Consider the following 19,415-nt stretch of genomic DNA (forward strand, 5'->3'; position numbering starts at 1 on the left):
CACAGCCCCTGATTTCACGGGCAATTCAGGGTACTCGCCCCGGATTAACATCATGTTCGCTCTGCGTCCAACGCAGCCGAGTTCATCCAAAACCCTGATGGGCCACATCTACTCCTGACGGCCCCGCACGCAAGTCCGGTATTTCACAGTCTTTGCGGCTTTTTGGTGCAGAGGCCGCCGCCCTCCCCTGCTCAGGAGAGGTGACAAGTTCCGGTTGATCGAGCCGGGCGGCTGGCTAGAGCCGGCCGCCGCCGCGCACCAGCCGCACCACCAGCAGCAGGATGACCGCGCCGATCGCGGAATAGACGATCTCGGAGACCAGGCCGGTGCCGAGACGGATGCCGAGTTTGGGAAACAGAAGACTCGCGACCAGTGCACCGGCAATGCCGATCACGATGTCGCCGATGATACCGAACCCAGCGCCCCGGACGATCTTTCCGGCAAGCCAGCCGGCAACCAGGCCGACGAACAGGATGACGAGCAGGCCTTCGTTAGAAATGTACATAAGTAAGGTCCCTCTCCTTGAACGGAGCCATGGAACGGGAACCGGGATGAATGGGGTGTGAATGCTGTTCGCAGCTCGCCGGTTGGGCGGCGGCTACGCCGCGACCACCGGCTCTGCCAGCACACACCTTGCCGCTCGTCCCGCCCCCACCTCTACACTCGCAGGCAATTGCTCCAGGCAGCGCGGCTGGGCCACAGCGCAGCGGGGAGCGAAGGAGCAATTGTGCGGCTTCTCGGCGAGCGAGGGCGGCGTGCCGGGAATGGTCTCCAGGCGGGCGCCGCGCTTGGCGCCGTGGATGGTGGAGGCGAGCAGGCCCTTGGCATAGGGATGCACGGGCGAACGGACGATGTCGCGAAGCGTGCCCTGCTCCACGATCTGACCGGCATACATCACCGCGACGCGGTCGCAAATTTCGATGGCGACGCCGATGTCGTGGGTGACGAAGATGACGGACATGCCGAACTCACGCTGCAGCTCGCGCAGCAGCAAGAGGATCTGGATCTGCACGGTAGCATCGAGAGCTGTGGTCGGCTCGTCCGCCAGCAGGATTTTTGGCCGGCAGGCGAGCGCCAAGGCAATCATCGCGCGCTGGCGCATGCCGCCGGACATTTCATGCGGATAGGCGTCCAGCCGCCGCTTGGCGGAGGGAATGCGCACGACCTCAAGCATCTCCAGCGCACGTGCCCTGCCCTCCGCAAAACTCTTGCCTTCATGGCGCACCACGCTTTCGGCGATCTGCGCGCCGATGGTGTAGACCGGATCGAGCGCGAGCGCGGGCTCCTGGAAGATCATCGAGATGGTTTGGCCGCGGAACGACGACAGCTGCTCGTCATTCATCGCCAGCACGTCCTGTCCCATGACGTTGACGGTGCCGGAGACCTGCGTGCGCTTCTTCGGCAATAGCCGCATCAGCGCACGTAACGTCACACTCTTGCCCGAACCGGACTCGCCGAGCAGGCCCAGCACCTCGCTGTTGCCGAGCGACAGGCTGAGGTCGTTCACGGCATAGACCGTGCGCTCGCCGGTGAAGCGGATGTTGAGGCCTGAGATCTCGACGAGCTTGGTCATGACGGCAGTTTTGGCAATCGGTCGTGATAGTCGGTGGCGCGCTGGAAGGCCGCGCCGATGGTGAGCAAGGTCGCTTCGTCGAAGGAGCGGCCGATCAGCTGCATGCCGATCGGCAGGCCGCTTCTGGTGAAGCCGGAGGGCACGGTGAGCGACGGCAGGCCGAGGAAATTCACCGGGCGGGTGAACAGCGTCAGCCGCTGCAACAGCGCCGGCGCGTTCGGGCCACCGCCGACGTCGCTCTCCTCGATAGTTGGCGCCGGCACCGGCGAGGCCGGTGCGATCACCGCATCGACGCCCGCTGTCGCGGCATTGTGGGCAGCGAGCGCCGGCCCGCGCCAGCGCATTGCCTCCAGATAGGTGATAGCGGGGACGGCGAGGCCGTTCTGGAGCCGCATCAGAACCTGCGTGCCATAGTCCTGTGGACGCTCGATCATCCAGCGCTTGTGGAAGGCGGCGGCTTCCGCGGCGAGCACGAGCTGGCTGGCCGAGGACAATTGGCGCTGGTCCGGCAGCTCGACCTTGACGATGTCGGCACCCTCGCGCTTGAGCACCGCGATTGTCTCGTCCAGCACGCGCGCGACCTCGCTGTCGAGATCGTCGACATAGAAGGATGTGGGGACGCCGATCTTGAGGCCCTTCAGCGAGCCTTTCGTCGCCGCGACATAGTCCGACAGCGGCTCGTCGCTGCAGGTCGAATCGGCGGGATCGGGGCCGGCCATCAGCGCCAGCAACAGCGCGCAGTCCTCGGCGGTGCGAGCGAGCGGGCCGACGGTATCGAGGGATTGCGACAGCGGCATTGCGCCTGCGCGGCTGACGCGGCCCACGGTCGTCTTCAGGCCGCTGACGCCGCAGAAATGCGCGGGCATGCGGATCGAGCCGCCGGTGTCCGAGCCGAGCGCGGCATAGGTCAGCCGCGCGGCGACCGCGGAGCCGGAGCCCGAGGACGAGCCGCCGGTGATATGGGCGACGTTCCAGGGATTACGCACCGGGCCATAATGGGCGTTGTGCCCGGTCGGGCCATAGGCGAATTCAGCCAGATGCAACGTGCCGAGGCGGACCTGGCCGGCGTCCTTCAATCGCTGCAAGGCGGTGGAAGTGACGTTCGGCACGAAATCGCGCCGGATCAGCGAGCCGCAGGTCGAGACGTGGCCGGCATCGTAATACATATCCTTGTGCGCGAGCGGCACGCCGTGCAGCGGCCCACGGACGTTGCCCTTGGCCAGCTCGGCATCGGCAGCATCCGCCGCCTTCAGCGCCGCTTCCGCTTCGATCGACATGAAGGCGTTGAGATGCGGCTGCCATTGCGCGATGCGGTGCAGCAGCGCGCGCGTCACCTCATGTGAGGACAGCTGCTTCATCGCGATCGCACGCGCGACCTCGGTGAGCGTCATCAAGGCAGGCTCGGCGCTCATTTCGACACCTTCTGCGTCTGCGCGAGCACATAGCCGGCGGGCTCGAGATCGAATGGCAGCGTGCCGGCGATGGCGGCGAAGCCTTCGAAGGCAGGTCCGATGGCATTGGAGATGCGGGTTGCGATCTCGTCGTCCACGGGCACGCCGGCAATTTGCGCGATCGGCTTGATCTCTTTCGGTGTCGGTCTGGTCATGCGGTCTTCTCCCTGGGCGCGCGGCTATGGCCTGAACCCGGTATGGCCATGTAGCACGCGGCCTCGTGGCCCATATTATCCAGCGCAGTGAGCTTTGGTGTCGCATTTGCGCAGAGCGGCTCCGCAAACGGACAACGGGTATGGAAGCGGCAGCCCGAGGGCGGATCGATCGGATTGGGCGGATCGCCCGTGATCGGCGGCGTCTCGGTGCGCTTATCGGGGTCCGATGACGGCATCGCCGCGAGGAGGGCGCGCGTGTAGGGATGCGCCGGCTGATCCCAGACCTGGTCGACCGGGCCGAGCTCGACGACCTCGCCGAGATACATCACCAGCACGCGGTCCGAGATGTAACGGACGACGTTGAGGTCGTGGCTGATGAAAAGATAGGTCAGGCCGAACTCGCGCTTGAGATCGGCGAGCAGGTTGAGCACCTGCGCCTCGACGGATTTGTCGAGCGCCGAGACGGCTTCGTCCAGGATCACCAGCCGCGGCGACAGCGCCAGTGCGCGGGCGATGTTGACACGCTGGCGCTGGCCGCCCGAGATTTCGTGCGGATAGCGGTTGGCGAAGTTTTCCGGACGCAGGCCGACCTTGCCGAGCAGCTCGCGCGCCAGCGCCCGGGCCGTGTCGTCGGCCATGCCGTGGACCTTGGGGCCGAAGGCGATGGATTCCTCGATTGTGAGGCGCGGATTGAGCGAGGCGTAGGAGTCCTGGAACACCATCTGCATGCCGCGGCGCAGCTCGCGCAGCGATAACGACTGCCCGACGGTCATGCCGTCATAGATGATGTCGCCGTCATCGCGCGGCATCAGATGCATCAAGAGGCGCGCGGTGGTGGACTTGCCGCAGCCGGACTCACCGACGATGCCGACCGTTTCGCCCTTGGCGACGGAGAACGAGACATTGTCGACCGCACGCACGGTGCGCTTGGCGGCGAACAGGCCGCCCCGCACCGGGAAGTGTTTTGTCAGTCCGTTCACCTGGAGCAGCGGCTGCGCGACGCCGCCGCGGTCTTCGACCTGCTCCAGCATGGCGACAGAAGTGTTGGTTTCGCTCATGGCCACGATCTCCCACCTCTCCCCATCGGGGAGAGATCGCGCCGAAGGCGCGGGTGAGGGGGCGCGGCAAACTCGGTGCAGCGTAACCCCTCACCCGGATCGCATCTGACGATGCGATCCGACCTCTCCCTTCGGGAGAGGTGTGGCACCGATATCGCGGCGGTCTGTGTCACGATCATCATTCTTAGTTCCTGATGTCCATGGCGCTGCGCAGGCCGTCCGAGAGCAGGTTGAAGCAGATCGAGACCGCGAAGATCATCGCGCCCGGCAAGGCTGCGACCCAGGGATTGACATAGATCGCGGTGCGCAGCGTGTTCAGCATCAGGCCCCATTCCGGCTCCGGCGGTTTTGTCCCAAGGCCGAGGAAGGAGAGACCGGCGGCCAGGATCATCGAGACCGAGATCAGGCTGGTGGCATAGACGAAGATCGCGCCCAGCACGTTGCCGAGGATGTGCACGCGCATGATGGTGAAGGCGCCGGCGCCCGAGGCACGCGCGGCCTCGACGAAGTCCATGTTGCGCACGCCTGTCGTGACGCTTTCGGCGACGCGGGTGATTTGCGGCACGAACACGATGGTCAGCGCCACGATGGAGTTGAGAATGCCGGCACCGAGCGCACCGGAGATCGCGATCGCCAGCAGCACGGACGGGAAGGCGTAGAACACGTCCACCGTGCGCATGATCGCGGTGTTGAGCTTGCCGCCGACATAGCCGGCGAGGATGCCGAGCGAGGTGCCGATGCAGAAGGCCAGAATCACCGGCAGGATGCCGATCACCAGCGACAACCGCCCGCCATAGATCAGCCGCGCCAGCATGTCGCGGCCGAGCTCGTCGGTGCCGAGCGGATAGCCTGTCGTGCCGATGTGACGGAGGCGGCGGATCATCGAGCCTTTGTAGGGGTCTTCGAGACCGAGCCACGGCGCAAGGATCGCGGAGAGGAAGATCAGCAGCAGCACCAGCGCGCAGGCCATGCTGACCTTGTCGCGCCTGATACGGCGGCCGACGGTCGCCCAATAGCCGCGCGCCTTGGTCGCGGGCGCGGCCTGCAGCGCGGCATCGGCGGTGGCGGACAACGGAAGCTCGCTCATCGGCTGGCTCCCATCGCGTATTGGTGTAGCCGGTGCAAGCTGCGGGCTCGCTCGACCTCTCCCGCTTGCGGGAGAGGTCGGCGCGAAGCGCCGGGTGAAGGCTTCCTCCTCTTGGGGGTTCTCGATTGAGGAGACACCCTCTCCCCAACCTTCCCCCGCGAGCGGGGGAGGGAACGCACCATTTGCGTGGCGATAGCCAGGTTCATCCCGCTAGCCCCGCTTGATGCGCGGGTCGATCGCGGCTTGGGCGATGTCGACCAGCAGGTTGAGGAAGACGAAGAACAGCGCCAGGATCAGGATCGTGCCCTGCAGCAGCGGCAGGTCGCGCTGGAAGATCGCGGAGTTGAGCAGGAAGCCCGAACCCGGCCAGGAGAACACGGTCTCGATCAGGATCGAGCCGCCGAGCATGTAACCGAGCTGAAGTCCCATTACCGCGAGCGCGGTGGGCGCGGCGTTCTTGATGACGTGGCGGAACACGCCGGTTTCGCGCAGGCCTTTTGCCCGCAAGGCCTCGACGAAATCCTGCGAGAGGATATCGCCGGTCAGCGCGCGCACCGTGCGGGTGACGATGCCCATCGGAATCACCGAGGTCGTGATCGCCGGCAGCACGAGATATTTCAGGTGCGCCCAGTCCCAGGCCCAGGAATTGGAGCCGCTGGGGCCGGCGCCGACCGCGGGCAACCAGTTCAGCTGGACCGAGAAGATGATGACGAGCAGCATGCCGAGCCAGTAATGCGGCACGGAGACGCCGGAGACGGCAAAGGAGGTCGCGACCTTGTCGATCCAGGTCTCGCGGAAATAGCCGGCGATCAGGCCGAGCAGGATGCCCATGGTGAAGCCGATGATGGCGGCAGCGATCGCGAGCGTCACGGTGTTGCCGACCGCGCGCATGACCTCCGCCAGCACCGGGCGTCCCGTCGCGATGGAATTGCCGAGATCGCCATGAAGGGCACGGAGCAACCAGAGCCCGAACTGCACCGGTAGCGGGCGGTCGAAGCCGTAGGCGGCGCGCAGCTGCGCGGCGAGCTCCTGCGACGCGTCGGCCGGCAGCACGGCGACGAGCGGATCGCCCGGCGTGATGTGCACGAGCAAAAAGCACACCAGCGCCACGCTGATGACGATGGGGACGACGTAGATGATGCGTCTGGCGGTATAGGCGAGCACGTTGTTTCTTTTCTTCTCTTCTCCCCTTGTGGGAGAAGGTGGCGCGAAGCGCCGGATGAGAGGGGTCTATCCGCGGATACCACTTTCGGAAATAAGTGAGAGTCTCTCCGCGGAGAGAAACCCCTCACCCGGCTTCGCTGTCGCGAAGCCACCCTCTCCCACATCCGCCTTCGCCAAGGCGTCGGCGGACAGGACGGGAGAGGGTGCACTGAGCAAGCCGCGCTACTGTGCGATCGACACCGGCGAGAAGTCGATGAACCAGCTCTTCGGCTGCACGACGCCTGTCACCTTTGGGCTCATCGCACGCGGGCCAACGTCGTGGGCGACGTAGAGGAAGGCGGCATCATCGACGGAGGCGGCATGCAGCTCGGCGAGCGCGGCGTCACGTGCAGCGGGATCGAAGGTCTGACGCGCCTTCTTCACCAGCTCATCGAATTTGGGGTTGTTGATGAAGCCCCAATTGTTCGAGACCGGCGGCGCCATGCCCGATTGCAGGAAGCGCACCAGCGCGAAGAACGGATCCATCGCCGCATAGGTCACGTTGGTCGCGTGCGAGCCGTTGGCGCTGGGATCCTTGGCGCCGCGGCGCCAGTTGGTGAACAGCGTATTCCATTCGATGACATCGAGCTTCACGTCGAAATAGCACTCGGCGAGCGCCTGCTGGAGGTACTCGTTCATCGGCAAGGGCTGCATCTGGCCCGAGCCGGACGCAGACGTCTGCGTCTTCACGATCAGCTTCTTGTTGGGACCATAGCCGGCCTCCTGCATCAGCTTTTGCGCAGCCGCCTTGTCATACTTGATCTGGAAGGTGGGATTGCCGCGCCAGGGATGGCCGGGCTCGAAGGTGCCGGTCGCTGGCACCATCAAGCCGGCGAGCAAGCCCTCCTTGAGGCCTTCGCGATCGACGCAGAGGTTCGCCGCCTTGCGCACGCGGATGTCGTTCCAGGGCGAGCCCTCGACGCGCGAGAACTGCCACGGCCAGACATGCGGCTGCTCGTTGGCGTAGAGCTTGAAGCCGCGCTGCTTGAGCTCGGGCAGCGCATCCGGCGCCGGCGCCTCGACCCAATCGACCTGCCCCGAGAGCAGTGCCGCGGTGCGCGCATTCGCCTCCGGCATCGGCAAGAGCACCATCTTGTCGATCTTGGGCACGCGCGCCTTGTCCCAATAGTTCGCGTTCTTGACGAGCTCGAGCCGTTCGCGCGGGGTGAAGCTCGCCATCTTCCACGGGCCGGTGCCCGAGGCGTCCTTGGCGAACGCGGTCCAAGCGGCTTGCGACTTCGCCTTGGCATCGGCGCCTTCGGCCTTGTCGTAGAAGGCCTGCCACTTCGCCGGGCTCGCCATGAACAAATTGGTGAGGTTGATCGGCAGGAAGCTGTCGGGCTCCTTGGTGGTGAGCTCGACCGTCATGTCATCGATCTTCTTCGCAGAGGCCAGCGTCGGCATGCGCGAGGCCGTGACGCCGACCTGGCTGGCGTCGAATTGCGGCGCATCCTGCTTCAGCACCTTCTCGACGTTCCACACCACGGCATCGGCATTAAACGGCGAGCCATCATGGAAAGTCACGCCGGGGCGCAGCTTAAAGACCCACTTGGTCTTGTCGGCGTCATCGACCTTCCACTCAGTGGCAAGGCCGGGAATCACCACGCTTGCCTTGTCGGCAGAGGACAAATCCCAGCCGGTCAGCGCGTCATACATGGTGAGGCCGGTGAAGCGATTGCCTTCAAAGCCCTGATCGGGCTGGCCCAGGGTGCGCGGAATATCGGCAGCGGTCATGCCGATGCGCAGCACAGTTTCCGCAGCTACCGCGCATGGCCATGCGGCCGCGCTGCCGAGCGCCAAGAGCGCAATCAGCGCCGCGCGGGTCTTGTTGTTCTTGATAAGCATCGCCTCAGTCCTTTTCCGGCTTTCGATGATTAATTTTGATGCAATCGTATGCAATGGCTATGCCAAGGAGAAACAAATTCTGCAAATTGCCCCTGCGGCGACAAGTCCTTGTAATGACGCACCGGCGGAAACGGCGCGCTGCCTATTCTGGCATCAAGATTGCAAGTTTGGCCTCGACTTCTCCTGGGAGCTTTGGGCCATGCGTATTCGTCTATCGACCTGTCTCGCCGTGCTTGCGCTGGCGTTGTCCGCAATCTCGGCACGCGCCGAAACGGTGGTGCGCTATGGCATCTCGATGGCGGACATTCCGCTCACCACGGGTCAACCCGATCGCGGCGCCGGAGCCTATCAGTTCACCGCCTACACGATTTACGATCCGCTGGTGGCCTGGGAGATGGACGTCGCCGATCGCCCCGGCAAGCTGGTGCCGGGCCTCGCCACCGAATGGAAGGTCGACGATACCGACAAGACGAAGTGGCGCTTCACGCTTCGCAAGGGCGTGAAGTTTCACGACGGCAGCGAGTTCAACGCCGACGCCGTGATCTGGAATCTCGACAAGGTGCTCAACGACAAGGCGCCGCAATTCGACAAGCGGCAGAGCGCGCAGGTGAAGACCCGCCTTCCCTCCGTCGCCAGCTACGCCAAGATCGACGACTTCACGGTGGAGATCACCACCAAGACGGTCGATTCCTTCTTTCCCTATCAGATGTTGTGGTTCCTGGTCTCGAGCCCGGCGCAATACGAGAAGCTCGGCAAGGACTGGGACAAGTTCGCAAGCCAGCCCTCCGGCACCGGCCCGTTCAAGCTGACAAAGCTGGTGCCGCGCGAGCTCGCCGAGCTCACGAAGAATCCGGACTACTGGAACAAGAAGCGCATTCCCAAGACCGACAAGATCGTGCTGGTGCCGATGCCGGAAGCGCTGACGCGCACCAATGCGCTGCTCGCCGGACAAGTGGACCTGATCGAGACGCCGGCGCCGGATGCCGTGCCGCAGCTGAAGGCGGCCGGCATGAAGCTCGTCGACAACGTCACGCCGCACGTCTGGAATTATCACCTCAGCGTGCTGCCGGGCTCGCCCTGGACCGACATCCGCTTGCGCAAGGCGCTGAACCTTGCGATCGATCGTGAGGCGGTGGTCGGGCTGATGAACGGGCTCGCAAAGCCAGCGAAGGGACAGGTCGATCCGTCGAGCCCGTGGTTCGGCAAGCCGAGCTTCGAATTGAAGTATGATCTTGCCGCCGCCAAGAAGCTGGTCGAGGAAGCCGGCTACTCAAAAGCAAAACCGCTGAAGACCACCTTCATCATCGCGCAAGGCGGCACCGGCCAGATGCTGTCGTTGCCCATGAACGAATTCCTGCAGCAGAGCTTCAAGGAGATCGGCATCGACATCGACTTCAAAGTGGTCGAGCTCGAGACGCTCTATACGCATTGGCGCAAGGGCGCGGCAGACGAGATGAACGCCGGCATCACCGCCAACAACATTGCCTATGTCACCTCGGACCCGCTCTATGCTATCGTCCGCTTCTTCCATTCGGGGCAGATCGCGCCTGTCGGCGTCAACTGGGGCGGCTACAAGAACCCGAAGGTCGACGCGTTGATCGACGAGGCCAAGCAGACCTTCGATAGCGCCAAGCAGGACGAATTGCTGGCCCAGGCACATGCGTTGATCGTCGACGATGCCGCGCTGGTCTGGGTTGTCCACGACACCAACCCGCATGCACTGTCGCCGAGGATCAAGCAGTTCGTGCAGGCGCAGCACTGGTTCCAGGATCTGACGACGATCGGGGTGGAGTGAGGACGACGTACTGGCGCGTCAAATTCCGCTGTCGTCCCGCGCAAGCATCAGCGCAGACCCGGGATCCATAGCGACAGGAAGATATTTGGCGAAGGCTGTTCGCCTCGTTCGGCCTGCCCCAAGGGAGAGTCAGCGGTATGGGTCCCGGATCGGCGCGCGCCTTGGGCGCGCTTGTCCGGGACAACAGTGAGTGTGACCGCTACTTCGTCAGTAATCGTAGGGCAAAGCGAAGCGTGCCCACCACTTCTACATTCGGAATGGGAAGGTGGGCACGGCGCGTCGCGCCTTTGCCCACCCTACGAGAGCGGTGACGGCCGCCGCTACTTCGTCAGCAGCGCATACGCCCCGGTCCAGCCCTCCGGCGGTGGATTGAGCTGGAAATCCTTGATCCTTGCCTCGTAAAGCCTGAACAGCTTCTCCAACGTGTCGGCGTCCTCGCTCTTGCGGCCGCGTTCGATCGCATCCAGTGCGCCCTGCCAGTCGCGGCTGCGGTAGCAGCCGAGCATCTCGATGGTGATGTTGCGCAGGCGCTGGAACGCGCCCGAATGCATTACGTCCTCGCGGCCCGCGATGGCGTAGATCACTTCCGGCTCGGTCTTGCCCTTGACCATGATGAAGTCGAGCTCGAGGATCGCGAACTTCTCCTTGGCGGCGAGTGCGGTCCTGGAACCGATGATGATGGGAAAGCCGTACTCCTTCGACTGTCCTTCCAGGCGCGAGGCCAGGTTCACGCTGTCGCCGAGCACCGAGTAATTCTTCTTCAGGTCGGACCCCATGTTGCCGACCACGCCGATGCCGGTGTTGAGACCGATGCCGACATTGAGCGGGATGTACACGTGTCCGCCGTCGGCCGCTTCCTGCTCGCGCTCCTTGTTGACCGCATCGATCTGTTCGAGCATCTGGATCGCGGCCTCGCAGGCGTTGATCTCGTGCTCGGCATCGTCGAGCGGCGCGTTCCAGAACGCCATGATGGCGTCGCCCATGTATTTGTCGATATAGCCCTTGCGCTCGATGATGACGTCGGTCAGCGGCGTCAGGAAGCGGTTCATCAGCGCGATCAGCCCTTGCGGATCGTGCTTGTAGCTCTCCGAGATCGAGGTGAAGCCGCGCACGTCGGAGAACATGATCGTCATCTCGCGCTCCTCACCGCCGAGCACGAGCTTCTCCGGCGACTGCGCCAGCTGCTCGACCAGCACCGGCGACATGTATTGCGCGAACATGCCGCGGATCTGCACGCGCTGGCGCTGCTCGCGCACGAAGCTGGCGAAGATCAGCGTCAGATAGATCGCCGTGGTCGATAGCAGCGGATAGGTGAAGTCGATGAGGTAACGGTACTTCGCGTAGAAGAACCAGGACGTGCCAACCAGGATCGCGGCGAACGTCGCGCCGGCGAGCACGAGGCGCACGGGACCGAGATTCGGCGTGAAGATGATGACGAGAAGTCCGATGACGAGCGCGGCCAGCAATTCGACGCCAAGCGCGTAGTTCGGCTGGGAAATCACGGCGCCGCTCAGCACGCTCTCGAGCACCTGGGCATGGATCTCGACCCCAGGCATGGTCGAGGACACCGGCGTGGTCTTGATGTCGTTGAGCCCGACCGCGGAGGTGCCGACCAGCACCAGCTTGCCGGCGAGCTTGGCAGGCGGCACGGTGTTGTCGAGCACGTCGGCTGCCGAGACGTAGATCGAAGGGTCCTGGCGCGCATAATGTACCCAGAGCTGACCGTTCTTGTCGGTCGGGATCTCGACGCCCTTGAGGCGGACGGCCCTGATGCCGGTCTTGTCGGTCCGGATCAACAGCGTCGGCGTGCCGGTGGCGACGCGCAAAGTCTCGAGGCTGAGCGAGGGCATGATGTTGCCCTGGGCGCGCATCACCATCGGCACGCGGCGGATCAGACCGTCGCGCTCGGTCTTGATGGTGAACAGGCCGCGGCCGGCCGCGACCTTCTCGATGACGGGCACGTTGCGGAGCAGGCCCGGGAATTCGAACAGAAAGCGTTCGGCATTCTCCTCGCCAACCGTCGCGATGCCGGTGAAAGGCAGCGTCTTATCGATGTCGGACGAGATCGCCCGCTGCCCGGTCTCGCCCAGCACTACGCGCGAGCGCTTGATCGCCTCGGCAAGGATCTGGTCGTTGCTCGGCAGCTCGCTCAGCTTGGCGCGGGTGGCATCGTCGAGATAACGCATCTGGCCCACGACCAGATCCGGATTGAGCCGGTCGGGTTCCGAGAAGACCACGTCGAAACCGATCGCCACCGCGCCGTTGTTGGTGAGATTGTGGATCATATCGGCGATCCGCGTCCGCGGCCACGGCCACTGGCCGAGCTTGGCGAGGCTCTTGTCGTCGATATCGACGATGGTGACCGGCCGCGCCGTCTTGTGGCGCGGATCGATCAACTGAAACATATCGAAGGTGCGCAGCCGCAATTCCTGGATCGGCGGCGGATCCCAGAGGCGGGCGCCGGCAAACAGAACCAGCAGCGCAAGGCACATTAGCCGCGCAAAGCCGAACTTCCGCGCAAACCATCGCCGCAGGATCTTGAGACGCTTCATGCCAGCTGGACTTCCTGCCCTGCACCACGCCGGGCGCACCGATCATGGAGCGTCGGCGCGCGATTGGCTATTCCCTGACGGTGGTAGATTATGAATTTTTTGCCGCGGTCAGGTTATGTGCCGATTGGCCGAAAGAGCCGGATGTTCTCACGTGACATGCGTGCCGAAGATGAAATCGCTGGCCTGAAGATTTGCGGCAATCACGTTCTTAAGCAGGAGCGACTCGTGTTCCTGTATCGGTCCGGATTGCAGCGTGACCTCCTGATTCCAGGTGATCAGGGTGTCGCCATTCTGCTGCTGGGTGATGGCGAGGCTGCTCATCGAGCTCACGTCCGAGAACTGGCGCAGGTCGATCTTGTCGAGGCCCACCGTGAAATCGGTGATGGTGTGCGAGAAATCGGTGACGGGCTGCCCGTTACTGTCATACATCAAGCCCGGCGCGAACACGAACTGATCCTTGGCGCCGCCGCCGGTCAGCGTGTCGTTCGTATCGGTCGCGAAGATGACGTCCTTGCCGCTGGTGCCTACCAGTGTGACGCCCTGGCAGGTGTCGCCGGCCTCGTTGAAGATGAAGTGAACGGTATCGAACAGGCCGGTGGTCTGGTCCGTCACCGTCAGCGTGATCTGATCGGTGTTCGGCGGCCGGGCTTCGGGATCGGAGCTGGCGCCCGTCGGATTGTAGGTGGCGCCGGTCTCGAAGCCCAGATTGATCTCGTCGAGAGAGCCGGACGCCGGATAGAAGTCGACCTGGCTGAGCCCCGGATGTGCGGTCGACAGCGTGACGGTGAAGTCATGGGTCGCAGCGCCGGCCTCGGTGACCACGAGATCGGTGATGATGTCGCTGTTGTTCTCGATAACGTGCTCGACCTGGAAGCTCTCGGTGTTGATGACCGGGCCGTCGGCGGGAGCAGTCACTGCCGTGCCGATGGTGGTGAGATCCTGCGAGACCGGAGTCTTGCCGCCGGTGCCGGTGACCGAAAGATCGATCGTCGCGATCGAGAGATCAGTCGTGATGGCGCCGATATAGGTGTCGTCGAGTGCGTGGACTCCTAGCGCGCCCGGCGTTCCGCTGAAGCCATTCGCGGGCACGAACCGGATCAGCGTATCGGGGCTCAGCACCAGCGCGGTCGTGTCGCTGACCGGCCCGATATCGACCCATTGATCCGTGCCGGCGAGCTCGTATTGCCAGACGCCCTGCCCGGCGGTGGCGGCGTCGGACGTTACCGCGACGGCCTTGAACGTCGCACCGGCATCGGCGTCGTGGAACTTGTCCGTGAACAGGCTGCTGATCGCAGCTCCGCTCGGATCACTGTCGTTGCCGGCGACGGAAGCCAGCGTCGCATTATCGAGCGTCGGCGCGTCGTTGCTGCCTGCGATATTGATGGTGACGACCCCACCGGTGCCGGCGCCATGAGCATCCGACGGAACGATCGTGTATTGCAGCGACAGCGTCTGGCCGTCGGCGAGGAAGTCGAAGGCCTGTCCCTGCGAGTTGAAGGACCAGGTGAACTGCGCGTGAGTGGCGGTGCCGTTCAGGATGTCGCCGGATGGAACGCTGAGATAGTTCAACAGCGCCTCATGCGACAGCCCGCCGACATTGCCGGTTTGCAGCACGCCATCGAGAGAGACCTGCAGCTGGCTGACCGACACCGTGACGTGATCGATGGCGTCGACGTCCGAGACCGCCAGCATGCCGTGCGCAAGCTGGCCGGCATTGGTTTCCATCAGATCGGCAACGGCGCCGCCCGGCCCGGAGGTGCCGCTGGCCCAGTCCGCATCGCCCTCGATCGTGAGGCTCTTGGCGGGATTGACCGCATTGGAGGCGGAGTTCCCGCTGCCGTCACCGAGCTGATAGTAGGCAGCAAGGCTGGTCTCACTGCCCGTGAGCGCGGTGAAATCGATCGACTGGATCTGCGCCTGCGTGAGCGCGGTGGTCCAGACGCTGACATCGGCGATCGCGCCGAAGAAACCTTCCGCGCCGAAGCCCGCCGCGCCTGAGTCGCTTGCGGCACCAATCATCATGTAGGACGCCGACGGATTCGACGGGCTGCGGTCGATCGGGTTGACCGTCCATGAATGCGAATATTCGAGGTGCCCGTCGAGATAAAGCTTGAAGGTGTCGTTCTCGCGGGTCAGCGCAATGTTGTGCCACTGCGACGCCGTGAGCGCCAAGCCGGTATCGGCGATCTGGCGGCCGCCAGCGAGAATCTGCAGCTCCATCGTGCCATCCGTGTTGACGGTGCCGAGGAGACCGAAACCGGTGGTCGAGGTGTTGCCGTTGTAGAACAGGATCTGGCCGTGACCGGCATCTGCTGTGCCGTTCCAGTTGACCCAGCCGTCCAGCGTCACGTCATCAGTGGCCGCAGTCGGCACCTCGCCGACGGCGATCGTCTGGCCGTCGAAATTCATGTAGTCCGACGTCACATAGGAAACCGCCGGCGCATCGTTGGTGCCGGTGATCGTGACGGTCACGTCCTGGCTAACCTTGCCGCCATGCTGGTCGTCGAACGTGACGGTGTAGACCTGAGTGATGGTCTGCCCCTCCGCCAGCGACTGCAGCACGGGATCGTCATTGTCCAAGGTGAAATGCCAGCCTAGCGTCGCGCCGTTGCTGGTGTCGCTGCCGGATTCGGTCACCGACGAATCGATCGAGAAAGTGCCGATATGCGAACCGGTCCCGAAGCCCGGCAGATCCGTGCTGACGGACGACGACTTGAACGACCACTCCGCCGTGTGGGTGTCGATCAGGTCGAGGTCCTGGATTGCCAGCGTGCCGCCGGTCGTCAGCGACGCGCCCTCGTCCTCGGTGACCGCGCCCGCCGCCGCGTCGGCGCCGCTCGTGACCGTCGGCGCGTCGTTGGCGCCGTTGATCGTGACGGTGACGTCCTGCGAAACCTGCGCGCCGTGATCGTCGGTGAAGGTGACGGTGTAGACCTGGGTGATGGTCTGGCCCTGCGCCAGCGATTGCAGCACCGCATTGCTGTTGTCGAGGCTGAAGTGCCAGCCCAGAGTCGCACCAATATCGGTGTCGGTGTTGAATTCGTGCACCGACGGATCAATCGTGAAAGTGCCGAGCGGCGTGTCGTCGTCGAAGCCCGGCAGATGCGCACTCGATGTCGACGACTTGAACACGGCCTGCGCCGTGTGGGTGTCGATCAGGTCGAGATCCTGGATCGCCAGCGTGCCGTCGATCGACAGCGTGGCGCAGGCATCCTCGCTGACGCTCCCCGAGGCCGCTGCTGCATCGCTGGTGATCGTGGGCGCGTCGTTGGTGCCGATGATGGTGACCGTGACGTCCTGGGATACCTGCGCACCGTTGTTGTCGGTGAAGGTGACGGTATAGACCTGCGTGATGGTCTGCCCCTCAGCCAGGGACTGCAACACCGGATTGCTGTTGTCGAGCGTGAAGTGCCAGCCCAGCGTCGCACCATTGCTGGTGTCGCTGTTGGATTCGGCCACCGACGGATCGATCGTGAAGGTCCCGAGCGGCGTGTTGCCGTCGAAGCCCGGCAGATGCGCGCTCGACGTCGCCGACTTGAACGCGGCCTGCGCGGTGTGCGTGTCGATTAGGTCGAGGTCCTGGATCGCCAGCGTCCCACCGGTCGACAGCGTCGCGCCGGTGTCCTCGGTGACGCTCCCCGTGGCCGCATCTGCATCGCTCGTGATGGTCGGGGCGTCGTTGGTGCCGGTAATCGTGACCGTGACGTCCTTGGTGACCGTCCCACCGTGATGATCGTCGATCGTAACGGTATAGACCTGCGTGATGGTCTGGTCCTTGGCCAGCGACTGCAGCACCGGATCGTTGTCGTCGATCGTGAAGGTCCAGCCGACAGACCCGCGGGAGCTGACGCCGGGGCTCTCGCTCACCGCCGCCAGCGCGAACGTGCCGATATGCGAGGTGCCGTCGTTGAAGCCGGGCAGATGCGCGCTCGAATTCGTCGACTTCAGGACGAAGCTCGCGGTGTGCGTGTCTGTGAGATCAGGATCGTTGAAGGTGATGGTGCCGTTCGCGGTGAGCGTGGCCGCCGCATCCTCGGTCACCGCACCGGTCGAGGTGGTGGAGTCTTCGACGATCGTCGGCACGTCGTTGGTGCCCTCGACATTGACGTCCGCACCGTTGATCGACACCGTAATCGGCGTGCTGACCACGCCGCCGTGTCCGTCATCGACCTGCACCACATAGTTGAGGGTCAGCGTCTCGCCTTCGGCGAGGAAATCAAAGAGATGGTCGGGAACGCTGTAGGTCCAGGTGGCCGAGCCGTTGTTGCCGTTCCCCGCGCCCTGCACCACCGTCAGCGGCACCTCGACGGCAGCGATCGCGGCGAGTTGCTGCGGCGTCAGCGTCGCGGTGATGTCGTGGCCTTGCGCATCGAGATATTTGAACGGCTGGGTCGACGAGAGCGCCGCGCTCACGATCGGCCGGTCCGTCAGATCGACGTCGGTGAAGGTGACCGTGCCCGTGATGGTGTCCAGGGCCTCGTTGCCAGTCCCGACCTTCTCAATGACGGTTCCGCCCGACGTCGCCACGGTGGGCTTATCGTTCGTTCCCGTGATCGTGATGGTGATCGGGATGAATGCGCTCTCGGGGCTCACCGCGAAATTGGTGTCGACGCGAACCATGTAGGTCAGTGTCAGCGTCTCGCCGGCCGCCAGGAAGTCGAAGACCTTGTCCGGGATCGTGTAGGTCCAGACCGCCGAGCCGTTGTTGTTGTTGGCGGGGTCGGCCACGACACTGATCTGGATCTGCGTCGCCGCGATGTCCTGCTTCTGGAGCGCGGTGAGCGAGCCGGTGACGTCCTGCTGGCCGGCATTCTTGTAGACATAGTTCGGTGCCTCGGCGAGGCTCACGCTCACCGACGGCCGGTCGCCGAGATTTTGATCGACGAATCTGATCAGACCGGAAATCGTGTCGGCATGCGTATCGCCCGTTGTGTCCGCGCGCTCGGTCAGCGCGAACGCCGTCTTCACATTGCCGCCGAGATCGAAGCTCTGAGCAATCGGCTGGCCGGGAATGCGGACGACGGTCGGCGTGGACGTGCCGGGATTGTCCTGTCCCTGCGGATTGAGGTTGACGAACGTCGCGATGACGACGGGGCCGGATCCCGACTTGAACACAAGGTCCTGGCCGAACGGTGTGATCGTGTCGGTGAAGTTCGTGGTCAGCTTGGTATTGGTGTTGTTGTCGGTGAACTTCAGCGTGAACACGTCCGTGATCAGTTTCTGCACCTCCGGCGACATCAGCGCATTGGAGATCGAGACGTTGCCGCCGCTGATCTGGATCATCTGGCCGGCCTGGTTGACCGTCGCGATCGGCAGCAGCGTGATCTTGTCGAACAGGATGTAGGAGCCCGTCGTTCCATTCGGCTCGACCAGCACCTGGAAGCTCGCCTGCGGCTGCGGATCGCCTCCGCCGGCGGGAACGACGAAGTTGATCTGCGTCAGCACCGCGGTGCCGCGGATGCCCATGGTTGCGACCGGCGTGTCGACCTTCATGTCGCCGTGCTTGGCGGTCTCGCCGGCAACGAAGGTGATGGTGCCCGCGACCAGGCTGAGCAGCGAGGAGTTGTTCGACCCGTTGGGGTCGTAGACCATCTCGTTCAGCACCATCCGCGCATTGGAGGACAGGCCGAACACGGTGCCGTCGATGAAGGTGATGCCGAGCGTCGAATCGGCGCCGGTCGAGACCACGTCGCCCTTCTCGACATTGTCACCGTTGTTCAGGATGACCGAGACGCCGTTGCGGATCGCGGTCGCGCTGCCCACGAGCTTCGTGACGTGACCGATGACCTGAGCCGCGGCGGCCCCGGGCCCGGCCTGGGCGACCTGGACGTGGCCGGTGAGGGCGTTGACGATGTCGCCGGTGAGGTGGGCGCCGTCGGGCGAGGCGATCGCGGCGCGCTTGTCGCCCCTGAAATAGTCGTGAATCACGAACTCATGCCCTTCGTGGGACAGCACGAGATCGAGGCCGGCGCGCTTGAACTCGCCGTTGAAGATCAGGTTGGGGTCGGGAACAACGAACGCGCCATCAGGCACATGACCATGCGCCTTTGCGATGAAGGGCTTGGCCGCAAAGGAATCGGCATGGACATAGGCGGACGCGCTGGAACCCTCGCCGTTCAAGGAGGTCGCGGCGTCAAATTTACCAGCGTAGTTCAATCGGGCACCGTAAAAAGGGTTAAAATCTAAGTAAGTATCGACTGCCTAAGCTTGCTTAGCATTACCAAGTCCTTAGCGAAACCGTCTATTGCTTGTGTGATTTCGCGTCACTTGGCCATAGTAGCCGCCGCAGGGCGGCGCCTTCCCAGACAAGACGAAGTAATATTTCAAGCATTCTGAGGTCGAAACAGGCTTAGATGCACGCATTTCCCCTTACACAAAGTCATCTATCGTACAGTTGGTAGAACAGATACTTGGGTCATCTTTCCTTCGTGGTGCCCTGCAGCATCCTGCGGCAAATACGGGGCTAAATCTGTGACCTAACTAACAGAACCCGTGAAATAGCGGGCTGTTAGCCATAGGAGGCAGAATCGGCAGTCTCACAACTTCTGCCTGCAACTAGCTCGATTTCGCGGCTGCGAGGCCCCTCCTAGCCACCGAATCGTAAAATTTTACGCAATTCAGGCAGGTCTGTTTCAGCCTGTCACCCGGTTTTGGGGCCCCCGCCGGGCGCATTAAGCAGAACAAAACGGCCCGTCT

Annotated in this window: 11 protein-coding genes; 1 reads left to right on the forward strand and 10 read right to left on the reverse strand. The window is 63.7% G+C overall.

Annotated features, from left to right (window positions below; translation table 11 throughout):
* Positions 1-235 precede the first annotated feature (235 nt).
* The 8 genes from P6U29_RS38270 to P6U29_RS38305 form a co-directional block, all read right to left on the reverse strand.
* On the reverse strand, positions 236-505 hold the full coding sequence (locus P6U29_RS38270; protein ID WP_027574999.1) for a GlsB/YeaQ/YmgE family stress response membrane protein: 270 nt from the start codon (positions 503-505) through the stop codon (positions 236-238).
* A gap of 93 nt (positions 506-598) precedes the next feature.
* Positions 599-1,573: an ABC transporter ATP-binding protein gene (locus P6U29_RS38275; protein WP_407115273.1), complete on the reverse strand. Its 975-nt coding sequence runs from the start codon at positions 1,571-1,573 to the stop codon at positions 599-601.
* Positions 1,570-2,985, reverse strand: coding sequence for an amidase (locus tag P6U29_RS38280; RefSeq protein WP_407115274.1), 1,416 nt, complete (start codon positions 2,983-2,985; stop codon positions 1,570-1,572). The genes P6U29_RS38275 and P6U29_RS38280 overlap by 4 nt, the downstream gene beginning before the upstream one ends.
* Positions 2,982-3,179: a hypothetical protein gene (locus P6U29_RS38285; RefSeq protein ID WP_024338962.1), complete on the reverse strand. Its 198-nt coding sequence runs from the start codon at positions 3,177-3,179 to the stop codon at positions 2,982-2,984. The genes P6U29_RS38280 and P6U29_RS38285 overlap by 4 nt, the downstream gene beginning before the upstream one ends.
* Positions 3,176-4,237 carry an ABC transporter ATP-binding protein gene (locus tag P6U29_RS38290; protein WP_407115275.1) on the reverse strand — a complete coding sequence of 354 codons (1,062 nt, stop codon included), beginning with the start codon at positions 4,235-4,237 and terminating at the stop codon, positions 3,176-3,178. Before P6U29_RS38290 ends, P6U29_RS38285 begins: the two co-directional genes overlap by 4 nt.
* 184 nt (positions 4,238-4,421) lie before the next feature.
* On the reverse strand, positions 4,422-5,324 hold the full coding sequence (locus P6U29_RS38295) for an ABC transporter permease (RefSeq protein WP_407115276.1): 903 nt from the start codon (positions 5,322-5,324) through the stop codon (positions 4,422-4,424).
* 210 nt (positions 5,325-5,534) lie between these two features.
* The gene (locus P6U29_RS38300; RefSeq protein ID WP_407115277.1) at positions 5,535-6,488 is read right to left on the reverse strand and encodes an ABC transporter permease; all 954 of its coding nucleotides are present in this window, start codon (positions 6,486-6,488) and stop codon (positions 5,535-5,537) included.
* A gap of 222 nt (positions 6,489-6,710) precedes the next feature.
* Positions 6,711-8,372 carry an ABC transporter substrate-binding protein gene (locus tag P6U29_RS38305; protein WP_407115278.1) on the reverse strand — a complete coding sequence of 554 codons (1,662 nt, stop codon included), beginning with the start codon at positions 8,370-8,372 and terminating at the stop codon, positions 6,711-6,713.
* A 199-nt stretch (positions 8,373-8,571) separates the two neighbouring features.
* Between P6U29_RS38305 and P6U29_RS38310 the strand changes: the two genes are divergently transcribed.
* Positions 8,572-10,167, forward strand: a complete 1,596-nt coding sequence (locus P6U29_RS38310; protein ID WP_407115279.1) for an ABC transporter substrate-binding protein — start codon at positions 8,572-8,574, stop codon at positions 10,165-10,167.
* A gap of 320 nt (positions 10,168-10,487) precedes the next feature.
* Here the strand turns inward: P6U29_RS38310 and P6U29_RS38315 are convergent, their stop codons facing one another.
* Together P6U29_RS38315 and P6U29_RS38320 are read right to left on the reverse strand one after the other, a co-directional pair.
* Positions 10,488-12,719, reverse strand: coding sequence for a CHASE2 domain-containing protein (locus P6U29_RS38315; protein WP_407115280.1), 2,232 nt, complete (start codon positions 12,717-12,719; stop codon positions 10,488-10,490).
* Between the two features lie 147 nt (positions 12,720-12,866).
* Positions 12,867-18,875, reverse strand: coding sequence for a VCBS domain-containing protein (locus tag P6U29_RS38320; protein WP_407115281.1), 6,009 nt, complete (start codon positions 18,873-18,875; stop codon positions 12,867-12,869).
* Between the last annotated feature and the right edge of the window lie 540 nt (positions 18,876-19,415).

It is taken from the genome of Bradyrhizobium sp. LMG 9283 (assembly GCF_045571415.1).
GTDB lineage: Bacteria > Pseudomonadota > Alphaproteobacteria > Rhizobiales > Xanthobacteraceae > Bradyrhizobium.